Here is a 24,911-nt window from a genome sequence, read left to right as displayed (position 1 = left end):
GTCCGCTCGGTGCTTCGGAGTGCTGCCTAACGTTTGAGCTGTGCGGGCGAGCGCCGGGATAGCGCTTGGCCCGCGCGACAGATGATGACACTGGCTGGCGCGCGGGCCAAGTGCCTTGCCGGTGGCAGCCCACTCGAGCGAAGGGTTAGGCCGCAGTGCGTACTGCCGGCTTGCGAGCGATGACTGTGACGAAGGACTTTGTTGTGTCATTGGCCGTCGGAAAGTCCTGGTACTCGGAGCGCAGGATTTCCCAGCCGCCAAAGCGTGCGCGCATCTCATTCCGCGCGAACAGGCAATGGCTCGATGGATCGAACATCCCGAGGTAGGTGGTACCTTGCACCAGCACATTGACAACGGCGACTCCTCCCGGCCGAACGTGAGCCTGCAATTGCTGCAGCTGTGCGAAGGCGGTCGGACAGTCGAAGAACATCAGCAGGCCGATACAGGCTATGGTGTCGTACTCGTCGCGTACCTCGTAGGTGCGAAGGTCGGCTTCGGTCGCCGTGATCGGCAGAGATTCTGTGTGGGCAACTTGGCGCAAGTGCTCGATGGCGGCGTGACTCGCGTCGAGGGCCACGACGCTGCAGCCTTGGCGCGCCGCAGCAACCGCCAGATTGCCCAAGCCGCAGCCGTAGTCGAGAACCCTGCCGCGAAGATATGGAAGCGCCTGCTGCTCAAACGGATTGAGGCTCAGATCGGTCTGGCGCACCTGACGCTGAAACTGAGTCTCGAAGAATCGGATGCTGGCATCGGAGTCCATGGCACCAATGTACTGCGACGGGTTCTGTCTGCGGCCTGAGGTTTGAGCTGAGCGGGCCGACGCCGGTATGGCGCTTGGCCCGGCGGTGCCTTCCCTGGCCTGAGACTCAGCGGTACAGGCCAGTGGATTGGCCAGGAACAACCAACCTAGCGCGAGCGCGACTGGGATAGACAGGAACCAGTACTGGCTACCACTCAGCCACGCACCCGCAGCGCCGAGAAGCGCACCTGCGGCAAGAACCGCGAGCAGTGCCAGAGTCCGAGCAGTAGTGTTTGGCGGCGCAGAAGTGCGAGCGCGCTGCACGAGGCGCGATGCTGCCAAAGCGACGACCAGAACTAGCCAGGCACCCATCGTGAGCAGTCCAAAGGACGACAAGCCAGCCTTGCCGCAAACGGCGCCGAGGTATGGCTCCGGCTGGTCACACCCGAATGCCAGCAAGGCGAACGCGATACCGGGGCCCAGATGCAGGATGGTGAGGCCGTAGATCAGTGCACGGAGCATGTCCAGAGCAGGCCGAGGGGGCAGGGTGATGGGCCGTGTGGCCTAACGTTTGAGGTGAGGCGCGAGCGCCGGGCCAAGCGCCATGCCGGTGCAAGTCGGCTCCAGCGAAGGGTTAGGCCTCGCTGGTGGCATGGCTACGGCATTGAAGCGCCGACAGCCTGGCGCAAAGGAATACCTTCAGGTGAGAACCCTTCGAGGCAATGCACGTTGATGCCAAAGTATTCCGGTGTGACGCGTTTGCGGTGGAAGGGGTAGATGCCGCAGGCCTTGCAGAAGAAGTGCCGCGCAGTCTTGGTGTGGAACTGGTACTCGGTGAGGGACTCTTCGCCGGCCAGGAGGCGAAACTGGCTCTCGTGCACCTTGACCATGAGCGCGTTCTTGCGCCTGCAGATGGAGCAATCGCACATGGTTAGTTCGGGGAAGTCTGTCTCGATCTCGAAGCGCACGGCACCGCAGTGACAGGAGCCTTGGTACTTCTGTATTGGACGAGAACCCACGAGCACTCCCGAAGTGAGGCGAACGAATGCCTCATGTTGCCACGCGGAGCGCACGTGCGTCGCGTGCGAGGCCTGACGTTTGAGCTGAGCCGACCGTGGAGGCAAGGCGCCCTGGCCGACAGGAGCAACATGGTAGGGGCTCTTCGCGGCCAGGGCGCCTTGCCAGAGCGGGTTGGCTCGAGCGAAGGGTTGGGCGTCAGTCCTCGCTCTTGCGCTCGGGTGCCGGCATGGATGACCTACTGGGCAACCCCTGCCGATTCGTAACCGGCAAACGGGCCGAAGAACACCGACTCTGTGCCGAGCATCTGAACAACCTCACTCTGCGGTGGGAAGTGCGCTGCAAGTTCCGGCCAGGTGGACTGCACGTATTCGTTCCATCGCGTGGCATCCAGTTGATGAATTGGTCCCTGTATGTCTTGGAACAAGAAGCCCTGGCGGCCTAGCGCATAGACGGCGGCTCTTGCCGCAGACTCATGATCCATGGCAGTCGCGAAGGCCGGCACGAAGGCGCCGGCGAGGTGCGCCGGCATCTCTGCATTCGTTCCACGCCCAACTTGAACTTGCAGGACGAAGAGGCTCAATCGCGGGGAAGTCGGCATACGCGGCATCTGGCGAGCTGTGGGGTTCTGACGCCTAACGTTTGAGCGGAGCGGGCGAGCGCCGGGATGGAGCTTGGCCCGCGAGGCCGATGATACGAACGACGGGCTCCCGGGCCAAGTGCCGTGCTGGTGCGAGTCGGCTCCAGCGAAGGGTTAGGTGGCTTCGCTTGCCTTGAACACGAGTTTGAGGCCATCTCCTTGGCTGTGGTAGTAGTTCCCGCTGGGGCTGATGACAACTGCACTGCCAGCGCGTGCATCGGTAAAGTACTGCCAGCCATAGCCAGGTTCCCCGGCCTTGGGACGGACAGCGACGCGTTGCATGCTGGATTGGACGTGACGATCGCCCTGAGACTCCTTGCGATGGCCGCCGGCATACGAAGAGAAGCTGGTCACGCCTGCCGCGAGGCACAGCACTACGCCAATGTTGCTGAGGTTCATGGTGATTCCTTTTGACCGGGCCCAGTCGACGCTGACTGTGCTTCTAGTGTGGGCGTCGGAACTTAGGAATGTCTGAGCGCCCGGCCTTGTCGGGCGTCAACCTCCACGGGTCAATGTGGAACACGCTGTGCGGTCAAGGATGGTTGTGTGAGCCGTCTAACATTTGAGCTGGGCGGGCCAATTGCCGGGCCGGTGGCGGTCCGCTCCAGCGAAGGGTTAGGCGTCGTACTCGGAATGGTGTTGTTTCATGGCGGCAAGCCACTCCGGAGGCCCCGAGTAGATGACTGCACTTGGCCAGGGCGGCTTGCTCTCAACTTGCCAAGTGAGATGAACGGCGGCCAAGCGGCCTGAACCATCTTTCAGTTCGAAGAGGACATCATCGCGATCTTGGCGGCGCGCGAGGCACTTAACTGAAATGCCCTCCAGCTCATGCCCCACTGGCAGTTCTCGGGTGAGCTCGGCGCTTAGATCGGCGCATTCGTCTTCCGCGAGTGCGTACCAAGGTTCAAGGTAGTTCATTGGGCTGCGCGGGTACTTCGGAAGGCCTGCAATGTTGTCGTGCGGAGTTGGCTTGGCTTCAATGGTGTGGAGTTGAAGGAGCACCGCACCGACAGCGCGGGTACCTTGCGACGCCTGACGTTTGAGCTGAGGCGCGAGTCGGCTCGAGCGAAGGGCTAGGCGTCACCTTCTCGGAATCGCGGTTGAACGTGGACTGGAGGGAAAGCCTCGTACTGTGGCAATGTGTCGGTGATCTGGTACCAGGGAGCCTTCGAACCAACAAACACGTGGCACGTTGGCCGACTTCCCGGATCGTCATCAAGAATTCCGAGCGCAAGCCCCAGTTCTTGAGGCCGCGCAGTGAACTTGGTGAAGATGTTGGAGCCGCAAACTGAGCAGAAGCCCCGGTGCTCACCAGGTGATGACTCGTAGTAGCGGACCAGTTCCTCGCCGCGGACCCACCGGAGGTCTTTGGTTCTCACGCGACCTCGAGCTCTGAAGGCTGTACCGTGAACCTTGCGGCACATCGTGCAGTGGCAGAAGAGCATGTCGCGGATCGAGCCATCGATTTCGAGAGCGATGCCTTGGCACAAGCAGCTTGCACGAAGAACCACGGAACCTCCTGTGACGCCTAACGTTTGAGCTGATGCGCGAGCGCCGGCGTGGTGCTTGGCCCGCGAGGCGGATGATAAGAACGAGCGACTCGCGGGCCAAGTGCCATGCCGGTGCGAGTCGGCTCCAGCGAAGGGTTAGGCATCGCTGCTCGCGCCGCTACTGAGACGAGAACCGATACAGGCCGGCCCGAGACCTCCAACCGGCTTGGAAGATGGTGCCGAAAACTCCTGACTCGCCTTCGATGGAGAAGGCTTCACTGAAGAGGCCGGTGCCGGTTGCACTCCACTCGCCTCGTGCTTCTTGATGATGGTGGCCGAAGTATGTGAAGACTGAGAAGTAGTCGGATGCGCGACCGCTCATAGGGACGGACATGTAGCCTGGCTGCGCGGCGCGTGACGGAACGAGAGGACCCGCACTGCTTATGTCTGCTGTGACCGTCTCGCCGGGCAGGACTAAGCGTACGCGCCACTGGTTGGCCTGAACCTGCTCGACTCGGATGTCGCTGAACTCGGCCATCGGGTCCGTTCCGAGAACTGCCGCCTGGCACTTGATGGCTGACGAGTACCAACTCCTCAGCTGGACCCATGCGGCCTTCCCGCGCATGGCTGCGTGTCGAGGACCCTCAGCGACTGCCCACCAGAATGCTAGTGGCACAGGTGGAGCGGCTTGCACGGAAACGCCGTCGACCTCGAACCTGCCAGCAGAAACGAAACACAGGCTTCCCATCGCGTAGTCGCGCAACTTTGGAGTCTTCAGAAGAAGCGCCGCGAGTGCCGGATCGCGGGTGGCGGCGCGAGCTGCCGTGGTTAGCCGGTATCCAGTTGGTAGCGCGGATTGCACGATCGCCGGGTCGAAGAGATGATCGCGGCAAATCTCGGCAGTGACGTCGTGAGTCTCCGAAGTGGTCACAGATCCGGCGGGAAGCTCGCCGAAACGAGGCTCTGCTGCTCCTGCCAAGCCGGTGTAGATCAGCAGGGCGACGGCAATCGCGGCGTGATGGGGTTGCATTTAGAGTTCCGCGGTCACTGACAGTCGCCTTGCGAGGCCTAACGTTTGAGCTGAGCGGGCCGACGCCGGGATGGCGCTTGGCCCGCGAGGCGCATGCTAAGCCTGAGCGCCTCGCGGGCCAAGTGCCAGGCCGGTTGCGGTCTGCTCCAGCGAAGGGTTAGGCCTCACTCGTCGGACTGGGGCGCTACGTGAACGACTACAAGTGAGGCGCCTTGGCCCGGGAACCACGCGGCTCCTTCGTCGCCACTTGCGTCTAGAAAGCCAACGCCCCGCCCCTCCGCAAGCTCCTTGGTCTTGAGGTAAGCAGCTTCGGCGTTGCCCCAGGAGAACGTGACGTAGATTAGATCGTTGGCAATCGAGTAGTCAGCCAGAAGCTCATCGTCATTCATTCCAACGTCGTCTGATGAGTGCGGCCCGTTCATCGGGGCGAACACCTGCCGCATTTCGTGGAACCAAGCCTGTAGTGCTGGCGTCGCGTTGGAGGGGTTGTTGTAGTCGAGATCGTCTTCCCACTCGGTACGCATGTCGTACCATTCTTCGAACCGGGCGCGATCGCGAAGCTCAGCCTTTGGATCAAAGACGGCGAGGTCGTAGCTCATGAGAGATCTCTTTGTGACGCGAGGGGTTGTCTTGTGAGGCCTAACGTTTGAGCTGAGGGGCCGGAGCCGGAATGGCGCTTGGCCAGCGAAGCGGAAGATGACAGCGAGCGCTTCGCGGGCCAAGTGCCAGGCAGGCGGAGGCCCCGCTCCAGCGAAGGGTTAGGCGTCGCTGCCTCTGCCTGAACCGCGGCGTGGTGGATAGCGCCACCAAACCAGCAACACCAACACTGCGAACGCTGTGTAGGCGACCGTGAACACCCAGAACGGCGCCTCATAGAAGATGAGTCGCTGGAGCCAATGCTCGATAAAGCTCCGCTCGTACGCTGCTGCACCAGCCTGGACGCGAAGCCAGGACTCGAAGGTTGTGAGCGGACAGTATTGACCCAACCAGGCTTGCAGAACTACGACGGCAATGGCAGCGAGATGTGCCAGCCGGAACCATAGTTGATTGACCCAGCGCCAGCGCAGCCAGTTTCCCGCGACAACCACGACAAGGCCTCCCACAACGAAGAGCACGACTCCGAAGTGGATGACGAGCACTGCATCAGCTAGAGGCTGGTAGGGCACGACGGGGGCTGATGGTGACGCCTAACGTTTGAGCTGAGGCGCGAGCGTCGGTATGGCGCTTGGCCCGCTGGACGGATGATGGACCAGACCGGGAAGCGGGCCAAGTGCCAGGCCGGTGGCGGTCCGCTCCAGCGAAGGGTTAGGCCTGCCTCTCACGTGCACCACTCCCGAGCCAGCCAATGAGCACACACACGAGGACGATAGTACCCAGCGAGCTCCCCGCCATGGCGGTAGCCGAAGGTGGGGCTGGCGCCACGGTCATTCCGACGACCGTGAACGCGAGCACAAGAAGACTGAGTACAGCAAGGGCGACCTTCTTCCGACGGGACAAGCCGCAGCCGGGGAAGAACAGGAGCGCGCCCACGAGGACAAGGGCAGCTTCGACCACAAGGGCAGCGGACATGTTGTTCCAAAGGCCGAGCCCCACCTGATGTGAGGCTGCGCCTGTGATGGGCAACTCTGGCCGATGAACCAGTGCGTCGAGGAGCCAGTGTGAGAAGACGACCACCGCAACCAGGAGCGCTGAGCGCGACTTCTTCTCACCCACGCGACTCTTGGTCAGCAAGCATACGAACGCTGCTGCCAGGGTAGACCATAGGACGCTGGCGAACAGGCCGTGCGAGTACGGAAACACGAACTCTGGCTGGTGCGTTCGCGGGAAGTTGGCCGGAATTGCGACCGACTCCCAGCCGAAGAGGATGAAGAGCCAGAGCAGGAGATCAAGCAGGAGCGAGGCGGCGGCGAAGATGCCGACATTGACGCGAGGCTCGACTCGCGCTGCAGCTAGTGCGACTCCGATGTGGCCAGCGAACATTGTGGCTCCTGGCAGGCCTAACGTTTGAGCTGAGCGGGCCGACGCCGGGAAGGTGCTCGGCCCGCGAGGCGGATGCTAAGCCTAAGAGCCTCGCGGGCCAAGTGCCATGCCCGTGCGAGTCCGCTCCAGCGAAGGGTTAGGCCTCACTCGCTGCGACCGCATTGTCGGTATGAGGACGTTGGGTGGCGAAGGATCACGGGGCGGTAGCTTTGACGACTAGCTTTCCGTTGACTGCGTCTACGAGGAAGCTGCCCTTGGCTGATTCGGCATGCATGTCGAGAAGTACGCTCAAGCCCCCAATGCGTAGAGCGTGCTCCTTCAACTTCTGCCCACGCTCCTGCTCCCATCCAGCGATTTCAGCTGCCCATTGAGCTGGAGCTACTTCTTCCCATACCACGCGACCATCCGGCCCGCGGCTGCTCTCCATGGCGCGAGACATCCATTGCAGCACCAGAAATGGCACTATGGTTTCATCGTCGCCGCAGAGCAATTCGTACCGCTCACGGATCACGCACTGCGCTTCCTCTGTGATCGAAATGGAGACCATGGCAGAGCGGAGGTTGTGTGAGGCCTAACGTTTGAGCTGAGCGGGCCGGAACCGGGATGGTGCTTGGCCTGCGAGGCGGATGATAGACAGCGGGAGCCTCGCAGGCCAAGTGCCATGCCGGTGGAGGTCCGCCTCGAGCGAAGGGTTAGGCGTCACCGGCGGAGGTGGCTCCACCCGAAGATTGCCATTCACTGATGCCGCCCGCGAGAAAGCGAACTGTGAATCCGAGGGCCTCAAGCTCTACGGCGGCTGTTTGGCTCACCTCGTGCCCATATACGCAGTACACGACCAGTGGCACTGATCTTTCTGCTGAGCTGTCCGCCGCCCAGGCGCTGAGCGTATCTGGGGGCACACGGAGAGCGCCGGGGAGAACAACCGGATTCTTCTCAAACGCAGGGGCACGTCGCACATCGAGGATGCGCACTTGCACCCCGGAGGCGAGCAGTTCAGCCAGTTCTGCTCGCCCGATGCTTGAGGCAGGGGATGGCATCGACATAGTGCTCCTTAGAGTTCGGAGCGCCGGGTGCGTGAGTCGGCGATGGGTGTGACGCCTAACGTTTGAGCTGAGCCGACCGTGGAGGCGAGGCGCCCTGGCCGACCAGAGCATCATGGTACTGGGCTCTGGGCGGCCAGGGTGCCTTGCCGGAGCGGGTCGGCTCGAGCGAAGGGTTAGGCGTCACTCGACAAAGACTGCAGTGCCACTTGCTGAGACCATGAGCATGCCGTTCCCCTGGCCAAGGACTTCGTAGTCCAAGTCGACACCTACGACAGCATTGGCTCCAAGTTCCTGCGCTCGTTCCGAGAGTTCCTTCAGTGCGATGTCTCGTGCGCGTTGAAGTTCTCGCTCGTACGTGGCGGAACGCCCGCCAACAAGATCCCGGATTCCGGCAAACAAATCTTTGAACAAGTTCGCGCCCAGAATCGCTTCGCCGGCTACGAGGCCGAAGTAGCTCGTGATCTTCTTGCCTTCGACGCTCGGCGTTGTCGTGAGGATCATGAGAAGGGCTCCTTTCGTCGTTGAAGAACAGCTGCTGGTCAGATGGTAGCCAAACGGGGAAAGCGCAAGTGGGGAGGGCTACGAGGGTAGTGGACCCGTCGGGCCAGGTGACGCCTAACGTTTGAGCTGAGCGGGCCGGAACCGGTGTGGCGCTTGGCCCGCGAGGCGCATGCTAAGCCTGAGCGCCTCGCGGGCCAAATGCCATGCCGGTGGAGGTCCGCTCGAACGAAGGGTTAGGCGTCACCGTACCACTGCGCGTTGGACCAATGGGGGACAACTCGGTCGGGGAAGACGCTGAGAGCTTGTTGCGGACCAAGCTTCGGCCCCCCAGCAAGCATGACCTCCCAAGTCGATGAGTGGCGGCGCAGAACAACCTGGATGGCGTTGAGCACGGTTGGCTCGAAGTACTCGGAAGCTTCGCATTCAATCTTGTGCTGCCCATTGCCGTAGTCGACTATGAAGTAGGTCGGCGAGCCGTTCACGGCGGAGAACGGGAGGGCCCTGAGTAGCGCGTCCAGTTCGGCGTAGATGGTGTTCCATTGCCTCACGCGACAAACGTCGGCGTCTAGGGCTTCGCGTGACTCAAAGCAATCGGCGCCAAGCCTCGCCAAGAGTTCAAGAAGTGCGGAGCGCTGAGAGTCGCCAATACCCTGAAGGGGCCCATAGGTCGAGCCGTCGGCGTACGGGCCGCGCCCGGACGAAACGTAGACCTCACTGCCGACGAACAGTTGATCCATCCGGTGCCCCGCACTGGTGACCAAGTTCAGCAGTGACTCGTCTGACTGAGCGCTTGGCATGTGACGCCTAACGTTTGAGCTGAGCGGGCCGACGCCGGGATGGCGCTTGGGCCGCGAGGCGAATGCTAAGCCTGAGAGCCTCGCGGCCCAAGTGCCAGGCCGGTGGAGGTCCGCTCCAGCGAAGGGTTAGGCCGCACTGGCGCATGCTTGTGGTGACTGGTGAAAGCCGAACGGAAAGGCCGACCGCGAAGTTGCGTTGAGGTTGCCAGCGCACACCTTGAGAAGAGCTTGCCAAGCTGGAGTTCTCGCGCGCTCGTTGGGAAGCTTGCCTACAGACTACCGAAGATGCGAGCAACACAAGCATTGCAACCAGCCAGCGCAACCAGAGTACCAAGCACGCACAACGCGAACAGCAGTACCGCTAGCAGAAGAAGCACCACGCTTGATGCCTTAGTCCAAGCGAGCCAAAGGATCGCTCCTATTGCTGCTGCACCAACGACGGACAGCACCAACAGGACGGAGCGCTTCCAGGGCTTCTCCGGCATGGGGCCCCAGAAGCAGATGGTGTTGACGGTCTTGCAATACGCGCAGGGCATGCGGATCCGTTGCTTGTGCGGCCTAACGTTTGAGCTGAGCGGGCCGACGCCGGAATGGCGCTTGGCCCGCGAGGCGGATGCTAAGCCTGAGAGCCTCGCGGGCCAAGTGCCAGGCCGGTGGAGGTCCGCTCCAGCGAAGGGTTAGGCCGCACTGTGGCCGGAGCGCCAGTGGAACAATTGGGTGTGTGTTCCATCGTCGTTGGCGCGTAGCTCTGCCCGCCGCATACCGGCCTTGAGCAGAACCCTGTGCGAGGCGACGTTCTGCGGCGCGGTGGTGGCGATGATGAAGGCCAGGTTGTGTTTGGAGGCGCCGTAGGCGATGAGGCCCGACACAGCCTCTGTGGCCAAGCCTCGACCCCAGTGAGAGCGGAGCAGGGCGTACTTGACCTCTGGCTCCGGCTGGCCGCCGGGATGGACGATGCCGCAGAAGCCAATGACGCCGGGAGAGGAACGCTCCTCGATGGCGAACATGCCATAGCCGCGCTTCTCGTAGTTGGCGCGAGTGACCCCAAGCCATTGGACGCACTCCTCGTGCGTGATGGCTCGACCATCACCCACCCAGCGCATGGCCTCGGCATCGCCATAAACGGCGAGCAGGGCAGGCAGATCGGAGTCGTGCCAGCGACGTACCAGCAGACGCTCGGTATTGAACTCCGGCCCCAACATGCGCTGATGTTCCCTGTGCGGCCTAACGTTTGAGCTGAGGCGCGAGCGGCGGTGTGGCGCTTGGCCCGCTGGACGGATGATGGACCAGTCCGGGAAGCGGGCCAAGTGCCATGCCGGTGCGAGTCGGCTCCAGCGAAGGGTTAGGCATCAGCTCCGTGCGCCGACATGAGACCTGTATGCGAATGCAGGGAGGGAGGCGCATGTAACCAGGGAGTACTTGCTACGAACCCACGGCTGCTGAGGCCGGGAGAAGCTGTTGATTGGGGCCGAGAGCTTCTGGATTCAACGATACGGATTACCTGTGCCGCTAGTGCTAGCGTGAAGGCCAGTAGAACCAGGGCCATATAGACGCGCGAAGGCTTGTGGCCGGCGAGGGCTCGGGCCCAGATGCCATGGAAAGAAAAGCCGGGTTGAGTGATTGCTAGCCAAGCGAGAAGCCCGACTGCCACGCCTACAAGTAGCAACGCTGCGATGGTTAGAACTGATGCGAGTGACATTGGGGTGTGGCCGCAAAGCCTTTCGTCAGTGGGCTGCCACGAGATGGCTCGCCGTGTGGCCCCTGATGCCTAACGTTTGAGCTGAGGGGCCGGAGCCGGAAGGCGCTTGGCCCGCGAAGCGGATGATGACAGCGAGCGCTTCGCGGGCCAAGTGCCATGCCGGTGGAGGTCCCGCTCCAGCGAAGGGTTAGGCCTCACATGGGAAGTAGCCGAATGGCGTTCTGGAGGACCCAACCCAAGGCGGAGTTGGTCGCGACGAGCAATGCGCGCGCTGCGTCGGGCGCAAATGCGGCTCCTACGATGATGTTTGTCAGCGTGCCCGCCACGAACATGGTCCAGTCCTTGCGCCCCATCCTTTGTGCTGCGGAAGCAATCTCCTCCAGCTTTCGGGTCAGGAGTTCGAGCTTCTCGGGCTCAACATCGTCGCGATCGACCATTGCAGCCCGGATAGCCTCGACGCCTTTCCGTACCGCCGCAATCTCATCAAGCGCGAATGGAGCATTCTGGACATCGGTCTCGTCCAGCCCGGCAGTGAACCCAAGCCTTGGACTGACTCTTGTGACAAGAATATCGACTTCACCGTTTCGAATCTCGGCTAGGCGAACCTCAATGAGGCCGTGAGCAGTGGTTTCGTACAGAACCGCGTCACCCAATTGCAGTACGCGCACTACATTCGGTTGACCGGGCGCGCCGATCACGAGTCGTGGATTGCCGTTCGAGAGTTCGCGAAAGGAAACGATCAGGCCAAAGCTAGAAGCGGACTTGCTGGATCTGAGCCCTACTGTGAAGCTTTGCGACACGATTTCGATCGGCATGGCGAGCACCTGTTTGTGAGGCCTAACGTTTGAGCTGAGGCGTGAGCGCCGGTGTGGCGCTTGGCCCGCTGTACGGATGATGGACCACTCCGGGAAGCGGGCCAAGTGCCATGCCGGTGCGAGTCGGCTCCAGCGAAGGGTTAGGCATCATTTCGCTGCGGGAATGGGTAGGGGTACGGAACTGACCTCTCCCCCAATGAGCAACCAACAATCGGGGACTCGCCACTTGATACGTGCGCGACTGCGAAGAAGCGCCGGCCAAGAGCCAACTGGCGACGGCTGTGCTCTGAGATGATGCGCAAGAAGCCTGCACTCCAATCGGCATCCTCGGCAAACGCCGCTTCCAACTCTCGAAGCTCCAGGACGAGACCGCCTCGTTCCGGAATTTCGTACCAGAACCCGTCATTGAGTCGCGCGAGATTCCGGTCGTCGGGAGTGAGCTTGTAGCCAAACTGCTGTTCCCATTGGAAAAGCTCGCCCAAGCGGGCGACTATGGGACCAATGCCGCCGCTGAAGTCTAGGGGCGCAATCTCGTATGAGTGCGACCGCAGCCAGCCGAGCGAACGGTGTGCAAAGCTTGGTTCGATGGTGGCTACGCCATCTCCAACGAGGATGGCAAAGACATCCAGATTGCCCCAATCAAGCGTCTCGAATGCCGCCATGCGTTTGATGATGCCTAACGTTTGAGCTGAGCGGGCCGAAGCCGGAATGGCGCTTGGCCCGCGAGGCGGATGCTAAGCCTGGGAGCCTCGCGGGCCAAGTGCCAGGCCGGTGGCGGTCCGCTCCAGCGAAGGGTTAGGCGGCAGGCTTACTCCGGCACGCGGCAAGATTGCAGTTGCAGTGACCTTAGGGTGGCCGCCTTCTCTCGACCTCTCGTGCCGGAAGCCTGGGTTCGACGCAGTGCTTCGATTGCTAGGGCGAAGGCGTCTGGAGTTGGGCAACGTCCCTGATGCACCACGGCCGCATAGCGGAACGCCGAGTACCAAGCCCGCTTTTGAGACAGCGGAACCGTGGGAAGGTAGACAAGAAAGCGCTGCGGATCCGCGGCGAGGATTCGCAGCAGCGCATTCGTGACGTTCCAGGTCAACGACGCCAAGCTGTGGGTTGGATCCTCGAAAAGAGCAAACAGACAACGAGTGATCTCTTCGTGCCGCGCTGCATCCATGGGATAGAGCACGGCGTGGCCAGTCAGGTGTGCGATTTCTCGCTCCGGGTTCTCCGCTTCCAGTGGATCACATTGAGCGCTAGCTGTTCCTGTCGCGAACAGGAGGACCAAGGATGCCATGCTCGCAAAGAGCTTCACTTGAGTTGTACTCGCTGATGGTTCACCGTGCCGCCTAACGTTTGAGCTGAGCGGGCGAGCGCCGGGATGGCGCTTGGCCCGCGAGGCGGATGATGACCTAGGACGCCTCGCGGGCCAAGTGCCATGCCGGTGCGAGTCCGCTCGAGCGAAGGGTTAGGCCGCACTCGGCTACATGTCGCAGTACTTTCCCCAGATTGGCATAGCAGTTCGACCTGCCGAGGTCGACACTTCAAGCCGCGCGCCACCTTCTTCCAGTCCCCCGCAGACTTCCGCATCGCGGGCACATGACACCTTCTTCGTCAGGGTGGCAGCTACGCCTGGCGCCGACAACCTGAAGACCCTGACTCCACTCTCCCCTGGAACAACGCAGTTTCGGAGGCACTTCGCTTCCTCAACTTTCAGGCGCACGAGCTTGCCGTCCAGCCGCATCTTTGCTTCCCAGTACTTCAACTCCAGGACGACACTCATGCGCGCTTTGCCGGCGAAGAACTGACAGAACTCCGGCGGATATTGATCGCTCTCGGCCAGCGAACCAATGCTCGGACTCGCAAGAGCCTGGGATGCAACGAGACTGCAAGCAGCAAAGATGGAAGAGAGGGGATTCACGGAGCGAAAGCCAGAGACAGTCTCATGTGCGGCCTAACGTTTGAGCTGAGGGGCTGACGCCGGGAAGGCGCTTGGCCCGCGAGGCGAATGATGACAGTGAGCGCCTCGCGGGCCAAGTGCCTTGCCGGTGGCAGTCCACTCGAGTGACCTGTTAGGCAGCACTGCTTGAGGCGAACCAAACCGAGACAAAGGAGCGAAGTGCCTAGGCATTGGCTTGCCCTACTTGCTGCTGATGCGCCAGCGCAGGGAACTTGAGCAAGGGCTGCTCAGTCCGCCGCCATCGCTGACGGTGAACGAAGGCAGAGCCTTCCGCGTGGCGGCGGCACCACTGACAGACTGAAGCCAACGGAGCGAGAGACAGAGCTTGGTGGCCGCGAAGCGCTGCAGACTGAGCGCGCTCGGTAAATGCGCCGACCGTGGCACTTGAGCATTGCCACTCAGTCTTTGGCGAACCTGCGCAGACGTGGGCAGCGAATGCATTAGGTTTCTGGCGGCGACTGCCGCCCAGCGACGGTGGCGAGCACCTTCAGCATTCCGTGGTGCTGCCTAACGTTTGAGCTGAGCGGGCCGGAACCGGATTGGCCCGCGAAGCGGAACGATAACCTGAGGAGCTTCGCGGGCCAAGCCGGTGGAGGTCCGCTCGAGCGAAGGGTTAGGGCGCATTCTTGCCTCGCGCTGCCTCGACATGAGAAGCGATGAACTGCTGCATTTCCTGAGGAATGCATGCAAGCGGCAGCGTGATGAACTGAGCCTTGGAGAACAGCAAGAGCCAGCAGTTCTCAAAACGCCATAGCTCCTGCACAGAAGACCAAGGGAGCATGGAACTCCCAAGCTCGGAAGTGACAGAAAAGTGTGAGTCCTCGGCGACCAACGTGGCCTGCTTCGAAGGCATGCTGCGCAACTTGGCGATGGCGGCACGGTAGTGCACGAAGTAGAGCGCTGTGGCGAACAGAACGGCAAACAGCAAAACCGTTGCTAATGCTCCAACGAGCCAAGTTGAGACGCCTTGCCACAGAAAGTAGACGAGGCCCGCCGCTACAGCAAGAACGGCAACACCGAAGCCGGGACCGACAGAGCGTCGCCAGAAAGCAATAACTGCCTCGCGGATGAGGCTCTCGGTGAAGACGAGCGTCGCTTGATGCCTCATGCGCCCTAACGTTTGAGCTGAGGCGCGAGCGCCGGGATGGTGCTTGGCCCGCGAGGCGGATGATAAGAAGCAGCGCCTCGCGGGCCAAGTGCCATGCCGGTGCGAGTCGGCTCGAGCGAAGTGTTAGGCCTCACTGCGAGAGGCCGCGGACCAGAGGCTCTCTGTACTCTTGATCCTTCTCGTTCCAGTAGACCAGTTCGTTGGCTAGCTCGAGATTGAAGAAGGACTCGTAGTAGTCGTTCTCTGGATCGGTCGATGCGTCGCGCCCAAAGATCTTGAGTTTGACCGGCTGTTCTTCCACATCTAGCGCCCCTTGGTGCAAGGCGATCGCAGTGAAGGATTCTTCCCCCACCATTGACAAACCTTCCGTTGGCAGTTCGTAGAGCGACGCGATGGCCTGAACAAGACGGTCGCTCTCTGGCCCGCTGCGGCGGAACGTTACCCTTGAGCGATAGACGTGTTCCTTGTTGATGTTCATGTCTGCATCGAAGGCGGCCTGGATGCCTTTGATGACTTCTACGAGCATCCCGACGAGCTGGCCCTCATGCGAGGCCTGCAACCGGAGGCGACTGTGGGTTGCCGTGTCCGAGCGCTCGACTATCCGGAGAACGCAGTCCACGTAGCCTTCTTCGCTGAACTGGCTCAGGATTGGATTTCCGAGTTCGTCTGTCTGCATGGGCAGCATGCTTCTTGGCTGAGGCCTAACGTTTGAGCTGAGCGGGCCGACGCCGAGACGGCGCTTGGCCCGCTGGACGGATGATGTACCACTCCGGGAAGCGGGCCAAGTGCCAGGCCGGTGGCGGTCCGCTCCAGCGAAGGGTTAGGCAGCACCTTCTTGGCCTACCGCTTGGGCTTGAAAGCCGCTTGGCGACGACGCCAGTATTGGAACTCCTCCTCGTTGAACTCGATGTCCAGTTCTTGAACTCGCTCCTGAAGGCGCTCTTGTACCTGGCTGACAGCCTGGTTGTAGACGAGTGGCCCAACCTCTTCGAGGAAGAAGCTCAGCAGGGCACTTGCGGCAATGTTCCCAATGCGTTGATCGAGTTCCTCGGCGAAGTAGCGCTCGATGGAAGCGACAGCTTGGCTTCTGGCGTCGCGGTTTAGCTCGATTGGCATTTGCGTCTCCCGTAGCAGTAGATCGCATTCTCCTGCTAAGGATCGCCGTGGCTACTTACGAGCGGAAGCTGGGTTTGCCAAACGCGCTGATGGGCGGCGTTGTTTGGCTGTGCTGCCTAACGTTTGAGCTGAGCGGGCCGACGCCGGAATGGCGCTTGGCCCGCGAGGCGGATGCTAAGCCTGAGAGCCTCGCGGGCCAAGTGCCAGGCCGGTGGAGGTCCGCTCCAGCGAAGGGTTAGGCCGCACTTGCTACCGCTGCTTTACGCACTGCAGACCGAGGCATGACCAACTAGAGCTGCGCAATCGCCAGTTTGACCAGCTCCGCGACGCGCATGGCCTCGGCTTCGGTGTTGAAGCGAACCTCGATCCACTGCGACGAGGCCGATCGAGTTGGATGCAGTTGCGACCTTGGTGGATGCGATAGGCCCAGCGACTTGATAACCTTGCGGGTAAGGCGGAGGTCGATCTCTTGGTCGTTGTGGAAGTGTGCAAACTCCTTGCCGCGGAAGAAGAGCGCTGTGCCGCCGGCCACTTTGGACGGCTGAGCCTCGAACCCTTCAATTGTTGCGAGTGACGCGAGCAGTTGGTGCTTGAGCGAAGCCATGGGCAGTGACTTGGTGCCGAACGCTGTGTCTTGGGATGGACTTGAGCCTCAGCAGCACCTCTACGTCCCCTGTGCGGCCTAACGTTTGAGCTGAGGCGCGAGCGCCGGGATGGCGCTTGGCCCGCGAGGCCGATGATAAGAACCACGGGCTCGCGGGCCAAGTGCCATGCCGGTGCGAGTCGGCTCCAGCGAAGGGTTAGGCCTCAGCTTGAGCTCGGCGGCCAGGCCTAGACGCCTGGAAAGTGAATCTGGAAGTCTGCGGCGAAGTTGTAGGCCTCGGCTCGTGTCCCTTCGAACAAGAAGCAACGCTCCCGCCAAGGCGGCACGCCACCTTGAGGATTCGGGCTGACTGTCTTGCGCATCGACTTCCAGCTCACACGGTTCGCTGGCTTCTGGTTCTGAAAGACTCCAATGGCCACGATTGTTCCTACACCGAGATCGGGATCGTACTTAGCGAGGAACACTCCGTCGCCGGTTCGCACTCTTCGCGCGACACAATCGTCAGGGTCGTACTTCTGGCTCCGCAACCCAAGGGTCGCCGGAAGGAGAGTTCCTTCGCTGACCATTCTTTGCACGTCCGCCTCGGTATCGTAGGAGAACCGCCAGAAACGAGTGGGCTGTGACATGGGCACTGAACTCTCCGATCTGAGGCCTAACGTTTGAGCTGAGCGGGCGAGCGCCGGGATGGTGCTTGGCCCGCGAGGCGGATGCTAAGCCGGAGAGCCTCGCGGGCCAAGTGCCATGCCGGTGCGAGTCCGCTCCAGCGAAGGGTTAGGCGTCTTTGCTCTGCTCGAGAGCCAGAAGGAGGCTTGTTCTGTGCTCTCGCGCGACCACTTGCCATGGCAAGCCCGTGAGGGCACCTTCGAGCGCCCACAGCAGATTGAGGCTGACGTTGGCGCCAGCCTGCTTTGCCTTCGCATACGCCGCCACTGAGCCCAAGCGGCGAAGCTGCGCGACTGTGGTGATACCGGCCGCAGCGAGCGCCGCCTGGGACTTGGGGCCGAGGTTGGGCAACTCGGAGATAGGCTGCCGCTGGCTCACTTGTCTGGCTTTGGCTGCAGGACGAAGACGAATCCAAGCGCGCCGACCGAGACCGTGCGCTCGTTGACTGTGGTGTACGAAGCTACGCCCAGCGGGTGATACGTGGAAGTGAACGCTGTAAGCGCTCCGATGCCAAGCGCGCCGGCGATTGGGCTGCGCTCGGCGACGGATTCTTTGATCTTCGCGCGGTGTTGCTCTGGCGAAGGATTGAGCAGGAAGGCAGCAGCGGTGACAGAGGCTGCGACAACTGCGGAAACTACTGCGGCTTTGGCCATGGAGCGAGGTGTGGAAGACGCCTAACGTTTGAGCTGAGGCGCGAGCGCCGGTGTGGCGCTTGGCCCGCGAGGCCGATGATAAGAACCATGGGCTCGCGGGCCAAGTGCCATGCCGGTGCGAGTCGGCTCCAGCGAAGGGTTAGGCGTCATTGCGCGGCGCGGTGACTGGCTGCCTCAGGAAGCACAAGACGATTGCCTTCCTTGGAAACGGCCAGCTTGCGGATGAAGCGATTCATCTTGCTAGACGCGGCTTGAACGACTTGCCAGTCCCAGGTGGAAGGCGACGGAAGCTCTGGATAGGTTGAAGCCCACTTGAGCGCACGAGCTTGCGAGTTGTGGTTCGTGTGCGAGGGCACCAGGCCTTTCGGGCCGATGCCGCCCAAGTGCAACTGAATCAGGCCCCAGCCGCTAGAGCGGTAGCGATATGTCTTCCCGTTGCACTTGCGAGGATCGAGAGCGATGCGCTCAACGGTTACGGCACCGGAGTTCTTGGCGACAAGTTGAAGAAGTACGGAAGGCGCCGTTCCTTTGCAGAGACCCAGTGGGTACAACTCTGCCAGCTCGGTCGCGCTGTCAACTATGCGGAGTTCTGCTTCTGGCTCGGAGTAGGCCTCGTAGACCGTGAACTCACCTGCAGCGAAGACATAGCCCAAGATGGCTTCGAGGTCAGACTTGGTGGCTAGGAAGTCGCAGTTGGGCACGGTGTGGCCTATGACGCCTAACGTTTGAGCTGAGGGGACCGCGCCGGTGTGGCACTTGGCCCGCGAGGCGGATGATGACCCGAGAAGCCTCGCGGGCCAAGTGCCGTGCCGGTGCGGGTCCACTCGAGCGAAGGGTTAGGCGTCAGTGCCTCTCGGTACGCTTAGGAATCACCCCGAGGTACGGACGCCGTGGCGGTGGCGTGCACCGCGAGTTTTCCATCCGCACCCCACAGTTTGGCCTCAAGGAACACGAGCTGCTTGCCAGCCTTGATGACGGATGCTTCACCTCGTGACTCACCCAGCATCAATGGTGCTACGAAGGTGCTCTTGATCTCCACCGTGGGTAGCCAGGCTCGTGTTTTGGCATAAGCGGCGATGGAAATCAGAACATCGACCAGGGCAACGGCGAAGCCGCCCTGAACATTGCCGTAATAGTTCTTGAACGCCGGCTGAGGGGCGAAGCGAAGAACCACGCGACCGACGTCGAAGTCGGCCTCCTCCACCGAAAATGGAGGCAGCGCCGTACAGTCAAGCTTGGGCTGACTGTCCAGGAGGGCTTGGAGCTCTGCGGCCTCTGACATGGTCCTGATGCTGACGCCTAACGTTTGAGCTGAGGGGCTGACGCCGGCAAGGCGCTTGGCCTGCGAGGCGAATGATGACCTGAAGCGCCTCGCGGGCCAAGTGCCTTGCCGGGGGCAGTCCACTCGAGCGAAGGGCTAGGCGTCGGTGCGTGCCAGGGAGAACGGCCGGTGCTAGACTGACCACCGATGAACGCCCGCGTAGACCACGTACTTGATGAAGTTCTCGGCCTCCCCGCCGAGGAGCGCTCTGCTGTGGCGGCGGCATTGATTGATAGCCTTGAAGGCACGACAGATCACTCTGTCACCGAGGCATGGCGACTGGAATTGTTGCGGCGGCGTGATGCGCTGCGTTCTGGCCAGACCAAGGCTGCACCGTGGGCGGAGGCCCGAGCGCGCTTGGCCTCGTTGTGACGCGCTTCAGCGTCGACATTCTTCCGGAAGCTGAGGCCGAGTTCCGAGAAGCGTTCCTCTGGTACTTCGAGCGCAGTCCGCTGGCAGCTGACGCCTTTCGAACCGAGGTCTTCGACAAGATTGATGCTCTCGCAACAGATGCCAACACCTGGCCGAAGGACGAAGGCGGCATTCACTTCCGTTTGCTGAGTCGGTTCCCGTACACGCTGCACTACGACCTCGATGGCTTGGTTGCAACGGTACTTGCCGTAGCGCACCAGCGGCGACTTCCTGGGTATTGGCTCTCTCGCGCAGGCGACGAAGGTGGGACTTCCGACGCCTAACGTTTGAGCTGAGCGGGCCGATTCCGGAATGGCGCTTGGGTCGCGAGGTGCAGCATAAACCTGAGCGCCTCGCGGCCCAAGTGCCAGGCCGGTGGCGGTCCGCTCCAGCGAAAGGTTAGACCGCAATTTGCCACGTGAGACCGAAAGGCAGTTGGGGTGGGCCGAAGAGGAAGTGCAAGACTCTTCGCTTGCTCGTGCCTGTGGCCTTGGACGACGAGTGGAGCAAGAGCGGCCGCATGACAAGCGCAGCCCCTTGCTCGCAGGTACAGGCGACCTCGGTACCAGCACGGCGCGCGGCCACGGCTGACTCGGGCGATGTAGGCCCGAACGTGTGGCTGCCCGGTATGACGCGAAGTGGCCCATCATTGGCAGAACACGGATCGAGATGCACGCGAACAGCTACTAGCTCCGCGAGGACCGAACAAGGTGGCTGAACGAAGAGCGACCCCTCTTTCACCGACCAACCAGAGAGTGTTGAATCCTCGACCCGATGCGCGACTGGAATGCTGAGGTCTTGATGTATCGGAACCAGCCAATTCCGAGAGGTTGACTTCTCGAAGTATGTGCACTGAACGGAAACGAAGTTCGCGGGAATCAGTTTGGATAGAGTGAGTTGCGCGCGGACGGTTTGAGAAAGCGCTGCGCACCATGGCTCTGCGAGCAAAGCGCGACTTCCCGCGAGAGAGTCGCCGTGTGGGCGGATCTGGCCCAAGACCATGGCGCAGACCGCTGGATCAAGTAGTCCGTGGACTACGAGAAACCCATCTTCGGCGAATCGCTCGGGCTGCATTTGCGGTCTAACGTTTGAGCTGAGCGGGCGAGCGCCGGGATAGCGCTTGGCCCGCGAGGCGAATGATGACAGTGAGCGCCTCGCGGGCCAAGTGCTATGCCGGTGCGAGTCCGCTCCAGCGAAGGGTTAGGCGTCATCTTCCGGAGCCGCGCCTGCTTGCACTTCTTGAGCGACAAGCTTTACAGATTGAAGACCCGAAGCATCTTGTGACCAGGTGACGTTCTGCGGCGAAAGACTTAAGCCCGTGAGTACGCTCGTGACGGAAGGCTCTACTCCTTGCGCTAGGAGCGCGCTCGCTTCGACATAGATGGTTGGTCCTGTCGTCCCGAGACGCTCACGAGCGTGGGCGAGTTCTTCAAGTAGAAGCACCATGCCAGACGCTAGCCTGCAACTAAACCCGCGCGCGCGACCGAGACCTGGCTCTTCCCACTCGAAAAGGGGAAACCCAAGCTGTTGAGCGAGTTCCGCCACGGGCACGTTGACTGTGCAAAGTGGCAACTCTGGCGACTGCCAGCCATACTCGGTGAGAAGCGTAGGTGCGCTCATGACGCCTAACGTTTGAGCTGAGCGGGCGAGCGCCGGGATGGTGCTTGGCCCGCGAGGCGGATGCTAAGCCTGAGAGCCTCGCGGGCCAAGTGCCATGCCGGTGCGAGTCAGCTCGAGCGAAGGGTTAGGCGTCACCCTCTTGGCACACCAAGTCGCCGATTGGTGCCTCAAACCATGATGACCCGGCTGATGCTGCGGCAGCAGACTCAGCTGAGACTCGGATAGTGACCCGCCGCTGAAGCTAGCTGAGTGAGAAGAGACCCTTGCGTTGAAGCAGGGCGAAGAGCGGAAATGCTGCCAACGCGGTGACCGCAAAGGCTACCCCGATGATGATGGGGAGGACTATGAGCATTGCGATATCGATGGGCCCAGGGCGAAGCAGCGGACTGTTGATGCCAGACTGCAGGAACTCATAGGCGTAGGCGACCGGCGACAGTACTAGCGTGCCAAGAAGGCCCGAGAGGAAGTTGACCTTGACGAAGACTTGCAGATTCATCGTAGTTCCTCCTCTTTCGCAAGCGGCGACCGATGCGATATGAATTGGTGGCTAGTGACGCCTAACGTTTGAGCTGAGCGGGCCGACGCCGGAATGGTGCTTGGCCCGCGAAGCGGATGATGACAGCGAGCGCTTCGCGGGCCAAGTGCCAGGCCGGTGGAGGTCCGCTCCAGCGAAGGGTTAGGCAGCACTCGCGCTACTCCACGTGCAAGCCTCGTGCGCGGAGCGTGGCCTGAAGGTCTTGTGTGCTCCGGAACACGTGGCCAGCGAGGCCGAGCGATGCAGCGGCTTCGATGTTCTCTGCCTTGTCGTCTACGAATAGGCACGCATCCACAGGGACACCGCTGGCCACAACCGCTCGGCGGAAAGCCTCTGGTTCTGGCTTGGCAACACCCTGCTCAAAAGACAGTTGGACGGCGCGAAAGGCTTCAAGCTCGGGAAGGCTCGCGCGGGCCACGGGCCAGTAGTAGCGATCTATGTTGGAAAGCAGAACCAGTTCGCACTGGCCTGCGAGGCTCCGTAGCAGGCTGCGAATGCCGGGCATCGGCTCGGAATAGGGCTCGCGCCATAACTGAAAGAACTCGTCCAGCGATGCGCTCAAGCCCAGATCGCGTTTCAGGCAGGCGTGCAGGTCTTCCAGTTGCTCCTTTCCACGGATGAGGTATGGACTGGAAACCAGGTTCTGCATCCCGCGAAAAGCGTCTTGTGGACTGGTGCAACGCTGCGCCAGACGGTCGTAGACGAGCGAATCGTCAAAGGCAACGAGCACCCCGAACAGGTCGAGGACTACGCAGAGGGTTCGTTCGGTTGGCGGTGCTTGCACGGCGTGGCTTGTGCTGCCTAACGTTTGAGCTGAGCGGGCCGACGCCGGGAAGGCGCTTGGCCCGCGAGACGGATGATGACCGTAACCGGCTCGCGGGCCAAGTGCGTTGCCGGTGGAGGTCCGCTCCAGCGAAGGGTTAGGCCTCAGCTTCACAAGCCGACGGAGAGGTGGGCTGACCGGTGCCAGAGGCGAGCCTTGCCTGCTGATCTATTGACGACCAAGAACAGGCCCAACGTCCATTCCATCGTAGGTTGCAATGTCGTTCTGGTCTGCAAAGGCTTCCAACTGAACATTCCTGTCGTGAAGCGACTGGACGGAGTGCACTTCTTCGCGCTCTACGTGGAGGAAGAAGTAGGGATCACTATCGTCGTCGGAGTCCGCCTCGAACAGGTCAACAAAGCGATACCCGGCCTGCTCAAGCGGGGAAACGATGGCCCTCAGCTTTTCAGCGGATGGGTCAGTAAAGAAGTATCCCCAGAGCATGGGCTCGGTCATGTTCCAGCGCCCTGCGGCGCGGATGCTCTCGAACATCTCTTCCAACTGACTGAGTTCGATCATGGCCGATGGCAGGGGTTGTTCGTGAGGCCTAACGTTTGAGCTGAGCGCGCCGGAACTGGCATGGTGCTTGGGCCGCGAGGCGGAGGATAAACCTGGAAAGCCTCGCGGCCCAAGTGCCATGCCGGTGGAGGTCCGCCTCGAGCGAAGGGTTAGGCATCAGCGCGCTTCGTAGGCCAGTGCAAGTAGCTCAACGCAAGCGCGACGGAAAGCATGAGAGCCCAGGCGATTGTGTGAATGCCTGCCAATCTCTCGTGGGCGCTTGCCTGAGTTCCCCATAGCTTGTGCAGATCTTGCGAACCGCGAGCTTGACTGTCCAGCAGAGTTCGCGCGAGATCACCCTGTGCTCCCGTAGGAAGCAGGGGCAGGATCTGTGTTGCTACTTGAGCGTTGATAGCTGATGGTGAAAGAGCCTCGACGTTTGGCACCACAAGTTCCTTTGTGGACTCGTATGCCCCAAAGGCTTGGATCAGAAGCGCCAGGCTCAAGAAGACCTGAAGCAACAGCATGGCGAATGTGAGCTGTTTTTTCATGAGGCAGAAAGTGCGCTTTTGGAGTGCAGGGGAATCTAGACTCTTCGAGTCGACAGCAACGTCGGTTCTGATGCCTAACGTTTGAGCTGAGGGGGCCGACACCGGAATGGCGCTTGGGCCGCGAGGCGGATGCTAAACCTCGGAGCCTCGCGGCCCAAGTGCCAGGCCGGTGGCGGTCCGCTCCAGCGAAGGGTTAGGCCTCGCTGCGCGTACTGTCCTGTGCCTCGACGAATGCTTTGCGGAAGGCCAGTGGCTCGGCGATTCCTTCCAGCGGAGCATGGGACGCCCCAGTGCCAGCGATGACCAGCGTACCGAAGTTGAACATGCGGCCGACCAAGGACTGTGTGACTTGAATGCTCTCGACCTTGGCGAGATTGATCTCAATCGTGCTGCGACGAATGAAGCCGTGCTTGACGATGACTCGCTTGGTGGTGACAGCCAACTCGGTGGACTTGATCCTGATGTAGGCGATCAGCCACAAGATGAGACCGGCTCCAAAGGCTGGCAAGAGGATCAGGCCCAAGAGAAGGAGGTGCCAGACAGACCAAAGCGTAGGGCGACCCACATGGACAACACGCTCGCCCTGAACCAGGACTTGCTCTACGTAGCTTGTCATCATTGGAGCGCCAATGCGCCTTCGTGCTGTGGGAGGTTGACTGCGAGGCCTAACGTTTGAGCTGAGCGGGCCGACGCCGGGATGGCACTTGGCCCGCTGTACGGATGATGTACCACTCCGGGAAGCGGGCCAAGTGCCAGGCCGGTGGCGGTCCGCTCCAGCGAAGGGTTAGCCGTCACTGCGCGACCAGACCGCTCTTTGCCAGTAGCTCGGGGACGGTGGCTGTGAACTCCACTCCCTTTGCATTCTCCCGAGTGACCTGAAACCCGAGGCGAGCATGGAAGGCCATTTACATGCGGTTCGTCTTGTAGACATTGCTTCGCAGCGAGGTGATGCCTCGGCGTGATGCGATTTCCAGGAGCTGGCGGAAGAGTGCTCGGAACACTGGAGCGCTGCGATGCTCGGGATGGGTGTTGAATCCTGTGACGAACCACTGCCCGGCCTCGCGAGGCTGGAGCATGGCGTACGCGACAAGTGCGCCCTGACGACGAACGAAAGCAACCTCAGAAACTGGAAGCGCAGTCTCGATCGAGTTGCGCAGGCGGTCCGGATCAAGCCGATCACCCGCGCGTTCCGTGTGTTCGCGCAATGTCAGTAGATCGAGTTCGAGGATTTCGTGAACCTGAGGCACTTGGTGACGGCTAACGTTTGAGCTGAGCGGACCCCACCGGGTTGGCACTTGGGCCGCGAGAC

Annotated in this window: 37 protein-coding genes; 2 read left to right on the top strand and 35 right to left on the bottom strand. The window is 61.5% G+C overall.

What is annotated here, in order from left to right; translation table 11 throughout:
* Window positions 1-145 precede the first annotated feature (145 nt).
* The 28 genes from HZ992_RS15350 to HZ992_RS15215 all read right to left on the bottom strand — a co-directional run bounded on the left by HZ992_RS15350 (window position 146) and on the right by HZ992_RS15215 (window position 19,125).
* Window positions 146-1,261 (bottom strand): class I SAM-dependent methyltransferase, encoded by a 1,116-nt coding sequence (locus tag HZ992_RS15350; protein WP_209382708.1) that lies wholly within the window; start codon window positions 1,259-1,261, stop codon window positions 146-148.
* A 134-nt stretch (window positions 1,262-1,395) separates the two neighbouring features.
* Window positions 1,396-1,707: a GFA family protein gene (locus HZ992_RS15345; RefSeq protein ID WP_209382707.1), complete on the bottom strand. Its 312-nt coding sequence runs from the start codon at window positions 1,705-1,707 to the stop codon at window positions 1,396-1,398.
* Between the two features lie 287 nt (window positions 1,708-1,994).
* Window positions 1,995-2,288 (bottom strand): hypothetical protein, encoded by a 294-nt coding sequence (locus HZ992_RS15340; RefSeq protein WP_209382706.1) that lies wholly within the window; start codon window positions 2,286-2,288, stop codon window positions 1,995-1,997.
* A gap of 222 nt (window positions 2,289-2,510) precedes the next feature.
* Window positions 2,511-2,795, bottom strand: coding sequence for a hypothetical protein (locus HZ992_RS15335; protein ID WP_209382705.1), 285 nt, complete (start codon window positions 2,793-2,795; stop codon window positions 2,511-2,513).
* Between the two features lie 216 nt (window positions 2,796-3,011).
* Complete coding sequence (locus tag HZ992_RS15330) at window positions 3,012-3,314, bottom strand: hypothetical protein (protein ID WP_209382704.1); 303 nt, start codon at window positions 3,312-3,314, stop codon at window positions 3,012-3,014.
* A 155-nt stretch (window positions 3,315-3,469) separates the two neighbouring features.
* The gene (locus HZ992_RS15325; protein ID WP_245213502.1) at window positions 3,470-3,841 is read right to left on the bottom strand and encodes a GFA family protein; all 372 of its coding nucleotides are present in this window, start codon (window positions 3,839-3,841) and stop codon (window positions 3,470-3,472) included.
* A gap of 223 nt (window positions 3,842-4,064) precedes the next feature.
* Window positions 4,065-4,916, bottom strand: a complete 852-nt coding sequence (locus tag HZ992_RS15320; RefSeq protein WP_209382703.1) for a hypothetical protein — start codon at window positions 4,914-4,916, stop codon at window positions 4,065-4,067.
* 164 nt (window positions 4,917-5,080) lie between these two features.
* Window positions 5,081-5,515, bottom strand: a complete 435-nt coding sequence (locus tag HZ992_RS15315) for a hypothetical protein (RefSeq protein ID WP_209382702.1) — start codon at window positions 5,513-5,515, stop codon at window positions 5,081-5,083.
* A 159-nt stretch (window positions 5,516-5,674) separates the two neighbouring features.
* Window positions 5,675-6,082 (bottom strand): DUF2784 domain-containing protein, encoded by a 408-nt coding sequence (locus HZ992_RS15310; protein WP_209382701.1) that lies wholly within the window; start codon window positions 6,080-6,082, stop codon window positions 5,675-5,677.
* A 139-nt stretch (window positions 6,083-6,221) separates the two neighbouring features.
* Window positions 6,222-6,896, bottom strand: a complete 675-nt coding sequence (locus HZ992_RS15305) for a hypothetical protein (RefSeq protein WP_209382700.1) — start codon at window positions 6,894-6,896, stop codon at window positions 6,222-6,224.
* A 193-nt stretch (window positions 6,897-7,089) separates the two neighbouring features.
* Window positions 7,090-7,443 carry a hypothetical protein gene (locus HZ992_RS15300; protein WP_209382699.1) on the bottom strand — a complete coding sequence of 118 codons (354 nt, stop codon included), beginning with the start codon at window positions 7,441-7,443 and terminating at the stop codon, window positions 7,090-7,092.
* A gap of 145 nt (window positions 7,444-7,588) precedes the next feature.
* Window positions 7,589-7,933 (bottom strand): rhodanese-like domain-containing protein, encoded by a 345-nt coding sequence (locus tag HZ992_RS26160; protein ID WP_209382698.1) that lies wholly within the window; start codon window positions 7,931-7,933, stop codon window positions 7,589-7,591.
* 186 nt (window positions 7,934-8,119) lie between these two features.
* Entirely contained in the window at window positions 8,120-8,440 is a 321-nt protein-coding gene (locus HZ992_RS15290; protein ID WP_209382697.1) for a heavy metal-binding domain-containing protein, read from the bottom strand.
* Window positions 8,441-8,673: 233 nt separating this feature from the next.
* Complete coding sequence (locus HZ992_RS15285) at window positions 8,674-9,177, bottom strand: hypothetical protein (protein WP_209382696.1); 504 nt, start codon at window positions 9,175-9,177, stop codon at window positions 8,674-8,676.
* Window positions 9,178-9,914: 737 nt separating this feature from the next.
* Window positions 9,915-10,439 (bottom strand): GNAT family N-acetyltransferase, encoded by a 525-nt coding sequence (locus tag HZ992_RS15280; RefSeq protein ID WP_209382695.1) that lies wholly within the window; start codon window positions 10,437-10,439, stop codon window positions 9,915-9,917.
* A gap of 691 nt (window positions 10,440-11,130) precedes the next feature.
* On the bottom strand, window positions 11,131-11,751 hold the full coding sequence (locus tag HZ992_RS15275; protein WP_209382694.1) for a hypothetical protein: 621 nt from the start codon (window positions 11,749-11,751) through the stop codon (window positions 11,131-11,133).
* Window positions 11,752-11,891: 140 nt separating this feature from the next.
* Window positions 11,892-12,413: a hypothetical protein gene (locus HZ992_RS15270; protein ID WP_209382693.1), complete on the bottom strand. Its 522-nt coding sequence runs from the start codon at window positions 12,411-12,413 to the stop codon at window positions 11,892-11,894.
* 146 nt (window positions 12,414-12,559) lie between these two features.
* Window positions 12,560-13,027, bottom strand: a complete 468-nt coding sequence (locus HZ992_RS15265; RefSeq protein ID WP_209382692.1) for a hypothetical protein — start codon at window positions 13,025-13,027, stop codon at window positions 12,560-12,562.
* 195 nt (window positions 13,028-13,222) lie between these two features.
* Window positions 13,223-13,660, bottom strand: a complete 438-nt coding sequence (locus tag HZ992_RS15260) for a hypothetical protein (RefSeq protein ID WP_209382691.1) — start codon at window positions 13,658-13,660, stop codon at window positions 13,223-13,225.
* A 652-nt stretch (window positions 13,661-14,312) separates the two neighbouring features.
* The gene (locus HZ992_RS15255; RefSeq protein WP_209382690.1) at window positions 14,313-14,807 is read right to left on the bottom strand and encodes a YcxB family protein; all 495 of its coding nucleotides are present in this window, start codon (window positions 14,805-14,807) and stop codon (window positions 14,313-14,315) included.
* A 130-nt stretch (window positions 14,808-14,937) separates the two neighbouring features.
* Window positions 14,938-15,483: a hypothetical protein gene (locus HZ992_RS15250; RefSeq protein ID WP_209382689.1), complete on the bottom strand. Its 546-nt coding sequence runs from the start codon at window positions 15,481-15,483 to the stop codon at window positions 14,938-14,940.
* A 164-nt stretch (window positions 15,484-15,647) separates the two neighbouring features.
* A complete protein-coding gene (locus tag HZ992_RS15245; RefSeq protein ID WP_209382688.1) occupies window positions 15,648-15,923 on the bottom strand; it encodes a DUF2164 domain-containing protein in 276 nt (91 codons plus the stop codon).
* Window positions 15,924-16,212: 289 nt separating this feature from the next.
* Complete coding sequence (locus tag HZ992_RS15240) at window positions 16,213-16,527, bottom strand: luciferase domain-containing protein (RefSeq protein WP_209382687.1); 315 nt, start codon at window positions 16,525-16,527, stop codon at window positions 16,213-16,215.
* A gap of 227 nt (window positions 16,528-16,754) precedes the next feature.
* Entirely contained in the window at window positions 16,755-17,153 is a 399-nt protein-coding gene (locus tag HZ992_RS15235) for a hypothetical protein (protein WP_209382686.1), read from the bottom strand.
* Window positions 17,154-17,298: 145 nt separating this feature from the next.
* A complete protein-coding gene (locus HZ992_RS26155; RefSeq protein WP_209382685.1) occupies window positions 17,299-17,568 on the bottom strand; it encodes a TfoX/Sxy family protein in 270 nt (89 codons plus the stop codon).
* On the bottom strand, window positions 17,565-17,843 hold the full coding sequence (locus HZ992_RS15225; RefSeq protein WP_209382684.1) for a hypothetical protein: 279 nt from the start codon (window positions 17,841-17,843) through the stop codon (window positions 17,565-17,567). Before HZ992_RS15225 ends, HZ992_RS26155 begins: the two co-directional genes overlap by 4 nt.
* Before the next feature lie 146 nt (window positions 17,844-17,989).
* The gene (locus HZ992_RS15220) at window positions 17,990-18,544 is read right to left on the bottom strand and encodes a hypothetical protein (protein ID WP_209382683.1); all 555 of its coding nucleotides are present in this window, start codon (window positions 18,542-18,544) and stop codon (window positions 17,990-17,992) included.
* A 161-nt stretch (window positions 18,545-18,705) separates the two neighbouring features.
* Window positions 18,706-19,125 (bottom strand): PaaI family thioesterase, encoded by a 420-nt coding sequence (locus HZ992_RS15215; protein WP_209382682.1) that lies wholly within the window; start codon window positions 19,123-19,125, stop codon window positions 18,706-18,708.
* A 186-nt stretch (window positions 19,126-19,311) separates the two neighbouring features.
* Here HZ992_RS15215 and HZ992_RS15210 point away from each other — a divergent pair, with 186 nt between their 5' ends.
* A complete protein-coding gene (locus tag HZ992_RS15210) occupies window positions 19,312-19,536 on the top strand; it encodes an addiction module protein (RefSeq protein ID WP_209382681.1) in 225 nt (74 codons plus the stop codon).
* Complete coding sequence (locus tag HZ992_RS15205) at window positions 19,533-19,859, top strand: type II toxin-antitoxin system RelE/ParE family toxin (protein WP_209382680.1); 327 nt, start codon at window positions 19,533-19,535, stop codon at window positions 19,857-19,859. The genes HZ992_RS15210 and HZ992_RS15205 overlap by 4 nt, the downstream gene beginning before the upstream one ends.
* Window positions 19,860-19,974: 115 nt before the next feature.
* Here the strand turns inward: HZ992_RS15205 and HZ992_RS15200 are convergent, their stop codons facing one another.
* The 7 genes from HZ992_RS15200 to HZ992_RS15170 form a co-directional block, all read right to left on the bottom strand.
* On the bottom strand, window positions 19,975-20,649 hold the full coding sequence (locus HZ992_RS15200) for a phytanoyl-CoA dioxygenase family protein (RefSeq protein WP_209382679.1): 675 nt from the start codon (window positions 20,647-20,649) through the stop codon (window positions 19,975-19,977).
* 787 nt (window positions 20,650-21,436) lie between these two features.
* The gene (locus HZ992_RS15195; RefSeq protein ID WP_209382678.1) at window positions 21,437-21,691 is read right to left on the bottom strand and encodes a hypothetical protein; all 255 of its coding nucleotides are present in this window, start codon (window positions 21,689-21,691) and stop codon (window positions 21,437-21,439) included.
* A gap of 196 nt (window positions 21,692-21,887) precedes the next feature.
* A complete protein-coding gene (locus tag HZ992_RS15190; RefSeq protein ID WP_209382677.1) occupies window positions 21,888-22,514 on the bottom strand; it encodes an HAD family hydrolase in 627 nt (208 codons plus the stop codon).
* A 207-nt stretch (window positions 22,515-22,721) separates the two neighbouring features.
* Window positions 22,722-23,072 carry a ribonuclease E inhibitor RraB gene (locus HZ992_RS15185; protein WP_209382676.1) on the bottom strand — a complete coding sequence of 117 codons (351 nt, stop codon included), beginning with the start codon at window positions 23,070-23,072 and terminating at the stop codon, window positions 22,722-22,724.
* A 149-nt stretch (window positions 23,073-23,221) separates the two neighbouring features.
* The gene (locus HZ992_RS15180; protein WP_209382675.1) at window positions 23,222-23,602 is read right to left on the bottom strand and encodes a hypothetical protein; all 381 of its coding nucleotides are present in this window, start codon (window positions 23,600-23,602) and stop codon (window positions 23,222-23,224) included.
* A gap of 193 nt (window positions 23,603-23,795) precedes the next feature.
* On the bottom strand, window positions 23,796-24,125 hold the full coding sequence (locus HZ992_RS15175) for a PH domain-containing protein (protein WP_245213049.1): 330 nt from the start codon (window positions 24,123-24,125) through the stop codon (window positions 23,796-23,798).
* 382 nt (window positions 24,126-24,507) lie between these two features.
* Window positions 24,508-24,849: a GNAT family N-acetyltransferase gene (locus HZ992_RS15170; RefSeq protein ID WP_245213048.1), complete on the bottom strand. Its 342-nt coding sequence runs from the start codon at window positions 24,847-24,849 to the stop codon at window positions 24,508-24,510.
* Window positions 24,850-24,911: the final 62 nt, after the last annotated feature.

The sequence above is a fragment of the Rhizobacter sp. AJA081-3 genome, assembly GCF_017795745.1.
GTDB lineage: Bacteria > Pseudomonadota > Gammaproteobacteria > Burkholderiales > Burkholderiaceae_C > Piscinibacter.
Note: the sequence above shows the minus strand (reverse complement) of the source record. Positions and strands in the feature narration are given on the sequence as shown.